Source organism: Nitratireductor sp. L15S-10 (genome assembly GCF_045011005.1).
Lineage (GTDB): Bacteria > Pseudomonadota > Alphaproteobacteria > Rhizobiales > Rhizobiaceae > Nitratireductor.
Genome location: NZ_CP120674.1, coordinates 1,864,437 through 1,877,743, shown reverse-complemented (window position 1 = coordinate 1,877,743; position 13,307 = coordinate 1,864,437). Strand labels below are relative to the sequence as shown.

The following is a 13,307-nucleotide window of genomic DNA, read 5'->3' as shown; positions in this document are numbered from 1 at the left end:
ACCTATGAAAACCGTCTCCACCGCCCGCTCGCACGGCGGGGTTCAGGGCGTTTACAGCCATGCATCTGAGACCTGCCGGTGCGACATGACCTTCGCCGTCTTCATGCCTCCTCAGTCCGCTGATGGTCCCCGCCCCGTTCTGTGGTATCTGTCCGGCCTCACCTGCACGCATGCGAATGTCATGGACAAGGGCGAATACCGGCGCATGGCGGCAGAGCACGGCCTGATCATCGTCTGCCCGGACACGAGCCCGCGCGGCGATCACGTGCCGGACGAGGCGGACAACTGGCAATTCGGCAAAGGTGCCGGGTTCTACGTGGACGCCACACAGGAGCCTTTCGCCCAGAACTACCGCATGTATTCCTACATCACAGAGGAACTGCCGGCGCTGATCGCAAAGAAATTCCCGGCTGATATGAGCCACCAGGGCATTTTCGGCCACTCCATGGGCGGGCACGGCGCGCTGACCATCGCGCTTAAAAACCCCGACCGGTTCAAAAGCTGCTCTGCCTTCGCTCCCATCGTCGAACCCTCGACAGCAGACTGGTCGAAACCGGCTCTTGAAAAATATCTCGGAGAGGACCCGGCGGTTTGGCGCCAATACGACGCCTGCGCACTTGTGGCCGATGGCGCACGCTTTCCCGAATTCCTCATCGATCAGGGTTCGGCAGACGGTTTCCTTGACGAGGGTCTGCGGCCATGGCTGTTCGAAAAGGCATGCGAGAAGGCGGGCATTCCGCTCACGCTCAACATGCGCGAGGGCTATGACCACTCCTATTTGTTTATCTCGACCTTCATGAATGACCACCTCGACTGGCACGCCAGGCGCCTTGCTGGCGATTGAGCTGATTCAACGCATGAAACCCATGAATCATCCTCTTACCTTTTTCACCTAAATCACTGTCACAAAAAGCGTTTTAGCCTCACTACAAGCGGCGCAGCGACACAAACTTGTGCCGGCGCGTCGCTTCCGGCATGCTTCCTCGCGAAATCCCGCCATCAGGCGGGGGCATCCAGCCAACGATGTTCGTTTAAAAATCGGAGGTGCCGACTGGTGCAGGACACCGCACACATCTATGCAGAGTCACCCGACCGGGACACGATGGGGGGGCGTCTTTCCAGGGCTCGCGACGCCATGGGCCTCTCGGTTTCAGAGCTTGCCCGTCGCCTCGGCGTCAAGGCCGCAACGATCCAGGCGTGGGAAAGCGATCGATCTCAGCCCCGTGCCAACCGTCTGGCCATGCTCGCAGGCGTTCTGAATGTAAGCCTTTCCTGGCTCCTGCACGGCGTCGGCGTCTCGCCTGTTGACGAAAGCCGCTCGGAACTCGTGAACGCGGTTTCAGCCAATCTGAAACGCATCCGCAAGCTCCAGGAAGAAACCAATCGTATCATCGCCCGGATCGAGACGGATCTTGCCCGTGCGCAAGGCGCCGGCTGACGCAGGAATGCAGGACGGTGAGGCATTGTGCACAGAAAGCGTGATGCCAAAACAACAGTCAGCGTTATGGCAGGTGACAAACACCGCGGCCTGCGCTAGTTTCCAGCCGTCGAGGGCAGAAGCCCTGCCTGTCTGCGGGAGAGAGCCAAACCGGCATGTGCCGGAGCGGACGCCGAAGGGGAAATCGCCCGAAATCTCTCAGGCAAAAGAACCGTAGGCGGGCCAAGACACTCTGGAAAGTCGGGGAGCGATCCCCGCGCCGAAGGTGTAAGCGTGGTCGACAGGGTTCCGGCTGCGCGAGTCTCTCAGGCTTCCGACAGAGGGGCACGAACATGTCGCTGATCGCGGCATGCGTGCGATTCTGGAGGAATGATGAGCGACACGAAACCTCAGAAACATCTGCCGCTGGAAGCGTTGCATGAAGAGGCAAACGCCCGGTTCGGCACGTTTGCCGGCTGGCGCATGCCGCTGACCTACCCTGCCGGCGTGATGAAAGAGCATCTTCACACGCGCGAAAGCGCGGGGCTCTTCGACATTTCCCACATGCAGCTTTTCGAGGTTGAAGGCTCAGATGCTGGCGAATTCCTGTCGCGCGCCTGCCCCCTCGACGCAGCCGCCCTGAAGGAAGGCCAGTCGAAATACACCGTTCTTCTCAACGAGAACGCCGGCATCATCGACGATCTGATTGTCACGCGTCTTGGCGAAAACCGCTTCATGGTCGTTGCAAACGCCGGCAATGCCGACAAGGACGAAGCGCATTTCCGGGCCATTGCTACCGCGTTCGAGGTTTCGCTCACCCCGCTAGAACGCGTGCTCTTGGCGCTGCAGGGCCCTGAAGCCGAAGCTGCCATGATTGCGGCGGGCCTCGATCTGAGCGACCTCACCTTCATGACCGGCACAGAACCCCGCGAGGGCTGGTTCGCAGCCCGCTCGGGCTATACCGGTGAAGACGGTTTCGAGGTCGCCCTGCCCCTCGATGAAGCCGAGCGCTTCGCCCGCACGCTGCTCGACGATGAACGCGTCCATTGGGTCGGTCTTGCCGCCCGCGACAGCCTGCGCCTGGAAGCAGGCCTGTGCCTGCATGGTCAGGATCTTGACGAAAACACCGATCCGGCAAGTGCAGCCATCCTCTGGGCCGTCCCGAAGGCACTGCGAGAAGAAGGCAAATTCATCGGCGCGCAGGCATTGCAGAAAATCATCGCGGACGGCGCAGTGGAAAAGCGCGTCGGTCTGAAGCCGGAAGGGCGTCAGCCGGTCCGTGCCGGTGCACTGTTGATCAGCGACGCGGGCGAGACGGTCGGTCGCGTCACATCCGGCGGGTTTGGCCCATCGGCTGGGCATCCGGTGGCCATGGGCTATGTGGCCAGATCGCTCTCTGAACCCGGCACCCGTCTTTTTACCGAAGTGCGCGGCAACCGCATCGCACTCGATGTTCATCCCCTTCCCTTCACGCCGCAGCGCTACAAAAAAGGATAACAGCCAGATGAGCCAGACCTACTTCACCGAAGACCACGAGTGGATCAAAGTCGAGAACGGCGTCGCAACCGTCGGCATCACCGACTATGCGCAGGAACAACTCGGCGATCTGGTTTTCGTGGAACTGCCCGAAATCGGCGCGACGCTTTCAAAGGGCGACACAGCCGTTGTGGTGGAATCCGTGAAAGCTGCATCCGACGTGTACGCGCCCGCCGACGGCGAGATTTCCGAGGTGAACGATGCTCTTGCGAGCGACCCCGCGCTTATCAACTCCGCCCCAACCGGCGATGGCTGGCTTTGGAAGATGAAGCTCTCCGACGAAAGCCAGTTTGAAGGCCTGATGGACGAAGCCGCCTACAAGGCGTCGATTGCCTGAGGAAACACCATGCCCGCCAAATCGCTCCCTTTTGCCGCCCGCCATATCGGCCCGCGCGGTGAGGAAACCAAGGCCATGCTGGCCACGCTTGGTGTTCCCTCACTGGAAACGCTGATCACGCAGGCGGTGCCAAATTCCATCCGCTTCGACCGCCCGCTCGACCTGCCGCAGGCAGCCAGCGAAACCGAAGCCCTCAACGAGCTCGGCGCCGCCATGCGCCAGAACAAGGTGCTGAAGAGCTTTATCGGGACCGGCTATCACGGCGTGAAGGTGCCGCCGGTCATACAGCGCAATCTGTTCGAAAATCCGGCCTGGTATACGGCGTACACGCCCTATCAGTCGGAAATCAGCCAGGGCCGCCTGGAGCTTTTGTTCCACTTCCAGACACTGGTGACGGAACTGACCGGCCTGCCTGTCGCCTCGGCGTCACTTCTGGATGAGGGATCGGCAGTGGCTGAGGCCGTGGGCATTGCCTGGCGGCACCATCGCTCCAGACGCAACAGGCTGGCACTCGCCGGTGAACTCCATCCGCAAACGCATGATGTGGTCGTCACCCGCGCCGAACCATTGGGCATCGAGGTCGACGGCAACACGATCGACGAAGACACATTCGCCCTTATCGTGCCTTGGGCGGATACATATGGCGTCTATGGCGACCACGGCGCACTCATCGCCGAAGCCAAAGACAAGGGCGCCATTGTCATCATGGTGGCTGATCCTCTTGGCCTCCTTCTCAGCGAAACGCCGGCATCGCTCGATGCAGACATCGCGGTGGGCTCGATGCAGCGTTTCGGCGTCCCCATGGGTTTCGGCGGACCGCACGCAGCTTACTGCGCCGTTTCCGACAAGCTCACGCGCCTGATGCCGGGTCGCCTTGTCGGCCAATCCGTCGATGCACATGGCCGTCCGGGCTACCGCCTCGCACTGCAGACCCGCGAGCAGCACATTCGTCGAGACAAGGCGACCTCCAACATCTGCACTGCGCAAGCCCTGCTTGCCAACATGGCGGCGGCCTTCGCCATATGGCACGGACCGGAAGGGCTCGTTGCCATTGCCGAAGGCATCCACGCGCGTTCGTCACGTCTTCATGCAGCGTTGAAAGCCGCAGGCATCGGGCTTGCAGGCGACACGATCTTCGATACGGTGACCGCCATCGTTCCGGGCAAGGCCGAGGAAATCGCCCAGAAAGCCGAGGCTGGCGGCCGTCTCCTTCGCGTAATCGACGCGGATCGGATCGGGATCAATGTCGACGAGACCACCGACGAAGATGATCTTGCAGCCCTTGCCGCCCTGTTCGGCGCGAAACTGCCGGATGATGCACCGCGGCTCGCGCCGTCAAAAGCGCGCGACGAAGGCTTTCTCACCCAGCCCGACTTCCATGCCCACCGCTCGGAAACGGAAATGATGCGCTTCCTGCGCCGGCTCGCCGACAAGGATCTGGCACTGGACCGCGCCATGATCCCGCTCGGCTCCTGCACCATGAAGCTCAACGCTGCAGCCGAGATGATGCCCGTGAGCTGGCCGGAAGTGGCAGGCCTGCATCCGTTTGCTCCGGCCGAGCACACGGCAGGCTATCGCCGGATGATCGATGATCTCGACCGCTGGCTGTCGGAAATCACGGGCTTCGATGCGGTCTCGCTTCAGCCCAATGCCGGCAGCCAGGGCGAATATGCCGGGCTTCTGGCGATCCGCCGCTATCATGCCGAGCGCGGCGAGGCCGATCGCGATATCTGCCTCATCCCCTCCTCCGCCCATGGCACCAATCCTGCGTCTGCCTCCATGGCGGGTATGCGGGTGGTGGTCGTGCGCTGCACCGACGATGGCAATATCGACCAGGACGATCTGAAGGCGAAGGCGGCGGAACATTCAGACAGGCTTGCCGCTCTCATGCTCACCTACCCGTCAACCCACGGCGTGTTCGAGGAGGGCGTGCGCGACATGTGCGCGGTCATCCACGAGCATGGCGGCCAGGTCTATTTCGACGGCGCCAACCTCAACGCCATGGTCGGCCTTGCCCGTCCGGGCGATCTGGGCGCGGATGTCTGCCATCTGAACCTGCACAAAACCTTCTGTATTCCCCACGGCGGCGGAGGACCGGGTGTCGGACCCATCGGCGTCAAGGCACATCTGAAGCCGTTCGTGCCGGGCCATGTGGCTCTGGGCAGCGGCCAGGCGGTGGCGGCCGCGCCCTATGGCAGCGCGTCGATCCTGCCGATCACGTGGATGTATATCCGCATGATGGGTGGAGACGGACTCAAACGGGCGACGGAAATGGCAATCCTCAACGCCAACTACATCGCTCACAGGCTGAAGGAGCACTACCCCGTGCTCTATAAGGGCCGCAATGACCGGGTCGCGCATGAGTGCATTCTCGACACGCGCGTTTTCAAGGATCGTGCCGGCATCACCGTCGACGACATCGCCAAGCGGCTCATCGACTATGGCTTCCACGCCCCCACCATGAGCTTTCCCGTTGCGGGAACACTGATGGTGGAGCCGACTGAATCGGAGCCGAAGAGCGAGGTTGATCGCTTCTGCCAGGCGATGATCTCCATTGCCGAGGAAGCAGCGAAAGTGGAAAAGGGCGAGTGGCCCAGGGACGACAATCCGCTGGTCAACGCTCCGCACACGGCGATGGAGCTGATGGGAGACGTATGGGAACATCCCTACAGCCGCAGTGAAGCCGCCTTCCCCGAAGGTTCGCTCGCTTCTGCTTCCAAATACTGGCCGCCAGTATCACGGGTGGACAATGTCGGTGGCGACCGCAATCTGGTCTGCGCCTGCCCGCCCATCGAAGCGCTGGCAAGCTGACGCTTGCCCCACAGATCATCTCCCCGCGCTGGGGAGATGATCGCTCATTTTTACCACACCTCTTGGCTGGGCCCCGCGCTTTCTGTTAAAGCGTCGTCTACACACTCCGAACGGAACCGGAACAGGCTTCGCTTTGCCTTGTAAACCATGGCAAACTGCGATGTGATTCGCGGACAGGACACCACACGCTTCATGGACGACAACAACGACCTCTTCGCCGGAATGCCCGCAAATGTGGAACGTGCGAAAGCACCGGAGCCGGCAGCACCGGCGCGCAAGGCCGCATCGCGGCCCGCGCCTTCTGCCTCATCCGTGAGCTCCAGCGAGGGTTATAGCGCCGCAGACATCGAGGTTCTGGAAGGACTTGAGCCTGTTCGCCGACGTCCCGGCATGTATATCGGCGGCACCGACGACAAGGCGTTGCATCACCTCTTCGCCGAAGTCATCGACAACTCGATGGACGAGGCGGTGGCCGGTCATGCCACCTTCATCGAAGTGGAGCTTGACGCGGAAGGCTTTCTCTCCGTCACTGACAACGGCCGCGGCATCCCGGTCGACCCGCACCCGAAGTTCAGGGACAAATCGGCGCTCGAAGTCATCATGACCACGCTGCACGCTGGCGGAAAATTCGATTCCAAGGTCTACGAGACCTCCGGCGGTCTGCATGGCGTCGGCGTTTCTGTCGTGAATGCACTCTCCGAACTCCTCGAAGTCGAAGTGGCGCGCAATCGCCAGCTCTTCCGTCAGACCTTTTCGCGCGGCCTGCCGCAGGGCGGGCTCGAAAAGCTCGGCGACGTTCACAACCGTCGCGGCACGAAGGTGCGCTTCAAGCCGGATGAGCAGATCTTCGGCAAGGGCGCCAGGTTCGAACCTGCGCGCCTCTACCGCATGGCACGGTCCAAGGCGTATCTTTTCGGTGGTGTCGAGATCCGCTGGGTCTGTGCACCCGAACTGATCGGTGAAAAGGACCAGACACCGGACAAGGCCACCTTCCACTTCCCCGGCGGTCTGAAGGACTATCTGATCGCCTCGCTTGACGGGCAGTTTCAGGTCACGAAGGAAGTCTTTTCCGGCCGTAGCGAGAAAACCTCAGGACATGGCGCAGTCGAATGGGCCATCACCTGGTATGGCGGCGACGCCATGCTCAATTCCTATTGTAACACGGTGCCCACGCCCGAAGGCGGAACCCACGAAACCGGCTTCCGCAACGCGCTCCTGCGCGGTCTTCGCGGCTATGCCGAGCTCACCGGCAACAAGCGCGCTTCCATCATCACCTCCGAAGACGTGATGATCTCGGCCGCCGGCATGCTCTCCGTCTTCGTGCGCGAGCCGGAGTTCGTTGGCCAGACCAAGGACAAGCTCGCAACGGCTGCCGCCATGCGCATCGTTGAAAACGCCGTGCGCGATCCGTTCGATCATTGGTTGGCCGAAAACCCGCAGGAAGCCTCGAAGCTTCTCGACTGGGTTGTCGCGCGCGCTGACGAGCGACTTCGCCGCCGTCAGGAGCGGGAGGTCAGCCGCAAGAGCGCGGTGCGCAAGCTGCGCCTTCCCGGAAAGCTCGCCGACTGCACCATGGGAGCTGCAGCGGGCGCTGAAATCTTCATCGTTGAGGGCGACTCGGCCGGCGGCTCCGCCAAGCAGGCTCGCAACCGCGCCAGTCAGGCCGTTCTGCCACTACGCGGCAAGATTTTGAACGTGGCAAGTGCGGGCACGGGAAAGCTCGCCGCCAACCAGCAAATCTCCGACATCGTTCAGGCGCTCGGCTGCGGCACCAGGTCGAAATACCGAGAAGACGATCTGCGCTACGATCGCGTGATCATCATGACGGACGCCGATGTCGACGGCGCGCATATCGCCTCTCTGCTGATCACCTTCTTTTACCAGGAGATGCCGCAGCTTATCGAGAACGGGCATCTCTACATGGCCGTACCCCCGCTCTACCGCATCAGCCAGGGCGGCAAGACCATGTATGCGCGCGATGATGCGCATAAGGACGAGCTTCTGGAAACGGAATTCACGGGACGCGGCAAAGTCGAGATCGGGCGCTTCAAGGGTCTTGGCGAGATGATGGCGAGCCAACTCAAGGAAACGACCATGGATCCGGCCAAACGCACATTGCTGCGCGTGTCGGTTCTCGATGGCGAGGAAGCGACAAAGAGCGCCATCGATTCCCTGATGGGCACCAAACCGGAAGCGCGTTTCCGCTTTATTCAGGAAAACGCAGAGTTCGCCGACGAGCTGGATATCTAATCCGCCCGATTCTTCAGGCGGCTGCTATCGCCTGCGCCTGAATGCGCGCATTTTCGCGCAGGGCATCGAGATGAATGGACCGCAAGAGACCGGCCAGTTCTGCAGCATCTGCTGCAGGGCCGCCCTGTCCCGGCGTTGCACCGATGCTCTCAAGCATCAGCCAGGAAACTTCCTGGGCGCCCGCTACCCTTTTGCCCAGCGCAACCTCACGCCAGACGGCCAAGGCTCGAGTGATCGGTGCATGAACAGGCTTTGCGAGACCTGCTTTCTTAAAAAGCGCGGCCAACGGTAAATCCCGTCCGTTCACCAGAAGCCCCCCGATCCGTGCCAGAGACTCCCCTGTCAACGTTGCGAGTACATGACCGAAAAAGTCGATCTTCCCATGGGCAACAAGTCGGACGATGAAGCTGGTTGTCAGCTCCCCCTGAATGCGAAGATGCTCGACCATTGCCCCATGCTCTTCAGCCTCAATGGTCTCGATCAGCGTAAGCGAAGCACGGATACATGCATCCCGGGTGAGCTTTTCCGCCCGCGCCGCGCCCACCAGCGCTCGCACGAAAGGAGCGTCACGCAAGGTTTCACCCAGCTGTCGCAAGAGCACGTGACGGCAATCCGATGGCAAACGAGGGTCCGCAGCCAGTTTTTCGCGCAGGCGCGCGTCGTGTCCATGGCGTTCGATCATGCGGCGGAAACTCACGGCCGCGATGTCCGCGCTCGAATTTTCCGCCAGTGCCAGACAAGCCTCGAGCGCCCCAACCTCCGCAATGGCGGCCGAAACACTCATACTCAGATGTGCACGGCGCGCTATAAGGCATTGGGTGGCCTCTCTCTCGTCCGCGACCCGATCGATGAGATCGGTGTCGGACAAAACCGGCGAGCGCGCCAGGATCGGCGCGGCAACGTCGGGCTGATCGGAGGCAAGAGCCGCCACGACCTGTACGGGTGCGTGCCGGCTCATGGAAAGCGCCTCTGCGAGCGCGAATCGCACCTTGGAAGATGGATCGTCGAGCAAAGCCGTTAGCGCGGCTTCGGCCGCGTAGCGATCATCGAACGGCAGTTCTCCATCGAGATAAGCTCTGGCGAGGGCCGCTGCCGCGCCCGCACGTTCGGCCACTTTTGCCGTCTGCGTCCATTTGAGAAAATGCTGAACCACCTGCACGAAGTCACACTCCCGCCCTGACTAAGTCAAACCTAGCGTGAATTCGTATAGGAAACGTTTACCATAAGTGCCGACTTGCGGCCTGCGTCCGCCCCCCCTATCAAGAGACAGATCATGCTTTGGACGGGAGGAGCCCAATGGCGGGCCTTTATCTTGAGGAATTCCAGCCAGGACAGGTGTTTCAACACACACTGCGCAAAAGCGTCACCGAAAGCGACAACGTGCTGTTTTCAACCATGACGCTGAACCCTCAGCCCTTGCACATCGATTTTGATTTTGCACAGAAAACTGAATGGGGCAAACCTCTGGTCAACTCACTCTTCACCCTCGGTCTGATGATCGGAATCTCGGTCCACGACACCACGCTCGGCACAACGATAGCCAACCTTGGAATGACCGACACCAGTTTTCCGAACCCGGTGTTCCACGGCGACACCATCCGCGTCGAGACGGAGGTGAAGTCGGTGCGTGAATCGAAATCAAAACCCGATCGGGGCATCGTGGAGTTTGAGCATCGCGCCTTCAATCAGGACGACAAGCTCGTGGCCCGCTGTCTGCGCCAGGCGATGATCCTCAAGAAGAATGCTTGAACATGCGCTCTCTGCTCTTTGTTCCAGGGGATTCTGAACGCAAGCTTGAAAAGGCTCTGCACACGTCGTGCGACGTTCTGATCGCTGATCTGGAAGATTCTGTAGGTCTAGACAAGAAGGAAGAAGCTCGTCGCGTCACCGCGGTATTTCTGGAACACGCGCGAGCGCACACAAAAGCCCGGCTCTTTGTGCGCGTGAATGACCTGACCTCCGGATTGATCAATGATGATCTCGCAGGCGTCATGAAAGCCAAACCGGATGGCATCATGCTGCCCAAGGCCGAAGGCGGCGGCGACGTGGCGCGTCTTGCAACGGCGCTGCGCGTTCACGAGGCAGAAATCGGGGTTGCAGACGGACAAACACGCATTCTGCCGATTATCACGGAAACGGCGCTGGGTGTTCTGAGTGCAGCCAGCTATCGCAACTCCAGTCCACGCCTTTGCGGGCTCACCTGGGGAGCCGAAGATCTCTCCGCACATATCGGCGCGCTTACCGCTCGCCATGAAGACGGCAGCTATACACCACTATTCCAGCTCGCACGCAGCATAACGCTTCTGGCTGCGGCGGCAGCGGGAGTTCCGGCCATTGACACCGTGTTTCCCAATTTCTCCGACACAGAAGCATTTGAGAGAGAATGCCGCACAGCCGCCCGCGATGGTTTCGTCGCCAAGATGGCTATTCATCCAGCCCAGATCGAGCCCATCAACGACATCTTCACCCCCTCCGCTCGAGAGGTAGAGGAAGCGCGCGCGGTGGTGGAGGCATTTTCGGCCGCTGGCAATGCAGGCGTTGTCAACATCGGTGGACGCATGTTCGACCGCCCGCACCTCGCCCTTGCCAAACGCGTGCTTGAACGTGCCGCGCAGGTTTCAACGGTTTGATCGAGGAAGCTCAGTCACCCTTCCATTGAGGCCGTGTCATCTCGAAAGTCTCGGTGACAGCCGCATAATCGCGATAGCCCAGACGCGCCAGATTGCTTGCGGCGACGGCATCGAACTGGCCATTCTTCAGCACGGCCTCGCTGATATGCACTCCCACCACCTCACCGGTAACCACAATCACGCCTGCCGGAGATCCGTCGAGACCCAGCGGGCGTCGGATCTCGGTTACCCTGCATTCAAGCGCCGCATGACATTCAGCCACGCGCGGCGGCCTTACAAGCTTTGAAGGAGCTTCTGTGAGCCCCGCATAGGCAAATTCATTGACACCGCGTGGTGCATCGACCGAGCTGGCGTTCAGTTGCTCCGCAAGATGTCGGCTGGCGAGATTGACGACGAACTCACCATTCTCCTCGGCGTGCGTCGCGCTATCTTTCGCTCCTTCCGAGGAAAAAAACACCAGATGCGGATTGGACGAGATCGCGTTGAAGAAGGAATAGGGAGCGAGATTGGCTATCCCCTCCTGCGACAGCGTGGAAATCCAGCCAATGGGGCGCGGCGATACAATAGCCTTGAACGGGTCGTGGGGAAGCCCATGCCCCTTGGACGGTTCGTAAAACATCATGCCTCCCACGGTCCGGTATACTCGGAGACAATATCAACAAGGTCCGGACGCGGGCGCTCCTGAAGTTCCCCCTCATAGGAGCCAATATGCACAAAGCCAACCACGCGCTCCTGCGGCGCAAGCCCCAGTATGCGGCGTCCTTCGGCATCATCCGAATACCAGTTCGTGATGAGATTGGTCCCATAACCCAGCGCGTTGGCGGCAATCATCAGGTTCATTGCAGCCATGCCGCCGGAGAGGAACATCTCCCATTCGGGAATTGTCGGGCTGTCCTTCGGGACACAAACCACGCCAATGACCAGCGGGGCCCGCGAAAAGCGGGTCCGCTCCTGCTCGATTCGTGCCTCTGGCAAGTCCGGTTCCCGCTCCATCGCGCGAGCCGCCAACGCCTCACCCACCTGATTTCTGACATCGCCCCGGTAAAGGATGAAACGCCAGGGTGTTAACCGACCATGATCGGGCACCCGCGAGGCCACCTTCAATATGGTCTCGATTTCCTTGTCGGACGGAGCCGGTTCCGCAAGATCCTTCACCGGCGTCGAGCGGCGCACAAGCATGAAATCAAGCACGGATGGGTGCAATTTTCTGTCTCCTGTAGGATATGATGGCCTGAATCAGGCAGAGTGTTCTGCGAGAGCTTTCGTTTCGTGGAATTCAGATCGCACAATCGCCTTGAAATTGCCACCGCCTTGGGCTTCATGTCAGACATGCGCAGTCCTTTAAGATCGATACTTTCCTGTTTTGCCCTGTGTGCTTCTCCGCTGATGGCGTTTTCCGCTCATGCACAGGAAGACGCGGCAGAAAAAGTCGACGGTCTTCTACGCCTGCCCGGCCTCAATAACTATGCACCGGCTTCAGTGGACGACGCCCTCGCCACTGCGGAGACCGGTGAGGTAACACTTGTCGCACATCTGCAAGAAGGTGGTGATGAGATCCCGAATGGTCTCGTGTGGCGCATTTTTGGCACGCAACCAGGAGCCGATGAGAAGCTTCCGCTCGTGGCAACCGCACGTGGCGGCAACACTGTTTTCCAGCTCGCCCCCGGGAGCTATCTGGTTCATGCAGCCTACGGCCGAGCCGGTGTCACAAAGAGGATAACGGTCGGACGTGAGCCGATGCGTGAGGATCTGTTCCTCGATGCGGGTGGCCTAAAGCTGAACGCAATCCTCCCCGGCGGCGTAAGAATTCCCCAGAATCAACTCCGCTTCTCAATCTATGAGGCAGGCGAGGACAATATCGGCGACGGCACCCTGATCCTGCCAGACGTTGAGCCTGGCAGCATCGTGCGTCTCAATGCAGGCACATATCATGTGGTCGCGAAATACGGCGCCATGAACGCCGTCATCCGCTCCGATATTCGTGTCGAAGCCGGAAAACTCACGGAGGCAACGGTCGAGCACCGCGCTGCCGATCTCACGATGAAGCTCGTGCGCGAACGCGGCGGCGAAGCCATTGCCGACACCGCTTGGTCGGTGCTTACCGACACGGGTGAGATCGTCTACGAAACCGTCAGCGCCTATGCGTCCATGGTACTCGCCGAGGGTGATTACACCATTGTCGCCAAGAACCGTGACAGAATCTATCAACGAGATTTTTCTGTCATCCCCGGCCGTAACCAGGACGTGGAACTCCTTCCCACAGACCTGCTGGACACGCGCAACCAGTTTCCGGATTGATCCGGCTTTCACTGCATATGAAAAAAGC

General features: G+C 60.5%; 12 protein-coding genes and 1 riboswitch. Of the genes, 9 read left to right on the top strand and 3 right to left on the bottom strand.

The features are described 5' to 3' along the window. Positions 1 to 4: 4 nt before the first annotated feature. The 6 genes from fghA (at position 5) to parE (ending at position 8,351) form a co-directional block, all read left to right on the top strand. A complete protein-coding gene (gene fghA, locus P2W41_RS08960; protein WP_404934894.1) occupies positions 5 to 844 on the top strand; it encodes an S-formylglutathione hydrolase in 840 nt (279 codons plus the stop codon). Between the two features lie 210 nt (positions 845 to 1,054). Then, the gene (locus P2W41_RS08955; protein WP_292896038.1) at positions 1,055 to 1,438 is read left to right on the top strand and encodes a helix-turn-helix domain-containing protein; all 384 of its coding nucleotides are present in this window, start codon (positions 1,055 to 1,057) and stop codon (positions 1,436 to 1,438) included. A 125-nt stretch (positions 1,439 to 1,563) separates the two neighbouring features. Next, a riboswitch (glycine riboswitch) is annotated at positions 1,564 to 1,662 on the top strand. A 148-nt stretch (positions 1,663 to 1,810) separates the two neighbouring features. Then, positions 1,811 to 2,914 (top strand): glycine cleavage system aminomethyltransferase GcvT, encoded by a 1,104-nt coding sequence (gene gcvT / locus P2W41_RS08950; RefSeq protein WP_404934892.1) that lies wholly within the window; start codon positions 1,811 to 1,813, stop codon positions 2,912 to 2,914. Positions 2,915 to 2,921: 7 nt separating this feature from the next. Then, entirely contained in the window at positions 2,922 to 3,290 is a 369-nt protein-coding gene (gene gcvH / locus P2W41_RS08945) for a glycine cleavage system protein GcvH (RefSeq protein ID WP_404934891.1), read from the top strand. A 9-nt stretch (positions 3,291 to 3,299) separates the two neighbouring features. Beyond that, complete coding sequence (gcvP, locus tag P2W41_RS08940) at positions 3,300 to 6,101, top strand: aminomethyl-transferring glycine dehydrogenase (RefSeq protein WP_404934890.1); 2,802 nt, start codon at positions 3,300 to 3,302, stop codon at positions 6,099 to 6,101. Positions 6,102 to 6,293: 192 nt separating this feature from the next. After that, positions 6,294 to 8,351, top strand: coding sequence for a DNA topoisomerase IV subunit B (parE, locus tag P2W41_RS08935; protein WP_292900192.1), 2,058 nt, complete (start codon positions 6,294 to 6,296; stop codon positions 8,349 to 8,351). Between the two features lie 13 nt (positions 8,352 to 8,364). Here parE and P2W41_RS08930 read toward each other — a convergent pair whose 3' ends face one another. Then, the gene (locus P2W41_RS08930) at positions 8,365 to 9,510 is read right to left on the bottom strand and encodes a DUF2336 domain-containing protein (protein WP_292896046.1); all 1,146 of its coding nucleotides are present in this window, start codon (positions 9,508 to 9,510) and stop codon (positions 8,365 to 8,367) included. Between the two features lie 137 nt (positions 9,511 to 9,647). Here P2W41_RS08930 and P2W41_RS08925 point away from each other — a divergent pair, with 137 nt between their 5' ends. After that, positions 9,648 to 10,100: a MaoC family dehydratase gene (locus P2W41_RS08925; RefSeq protein WP_292896048.1), complete on the top strand. Its 453-nt coding sequence runs from the start codon at positions 9,648 to 9,650 to the stop codon at positions 10,098 to 10,100. Positions 10,101 to 10,102: 2 nt separating this feature from the next. Then, on the top strand, positions 10,103 to 10,981 hold the full coding sequence (locus tag P2W41_RS08920) for an HpcH/HpaI aldolase/citrate lyase family protein (RefSeq protein ID WP_404934954.1): 879 nt from the start codon (positions 10,103 to 10,105) through the stop codon (positions 10,979 to 10,981). A 10-nt stretch (positions 10,982 to 10,991) separates the two neighbouring features. Here P2W41_RS08920 and P2W41_RS08915 read toward each other — a convergent pair whose 3' ends face one another. After that, on the bottom strand, positions 10,992 to 11,600 hold the full coding sequence (locus P2W41_RS08915) for a flavin reductase family protein (protein WP_292900196.1): 609 nt from the start codon (positions 11,598 to 11,600) through the stop codon (positions 10,992 to 10,994). Further along, on the bottom strand, positions 11,600 to 12,160 hold the full coding sequence (locus P2W41_RS08910; RefSeq protein ID WP_404934953.1) for a nitroreductase: 561 nt from the start codon (positions 12,158 to 12,160) through the stop codon (positions 11,600 to 11,602). Before P2W41_RS08910 ends, P2W41_RS08915 begins: the two co-directional genes overlap by 1 nt. A 207-nt stretch (positions 12,161 to 12,367) precedes the next feature. Between P2W41_RS08910 and P2W41_RS08905 the strand changes: the two genes are divergently transcribed. Next, on the top strand, positions 12,368 to 13,279 hold the full coding sequence (locus P2W41_RS08905; RefSeq protein WP_292896052.1) for a hypothetical protein: 912 nt from the start codon (positions 12,368 to 12,370) through the stop codon (positions 13,277 to 13,279). Positions 13,280 to 13,307 lie beyond the last annotated feature (28 nt).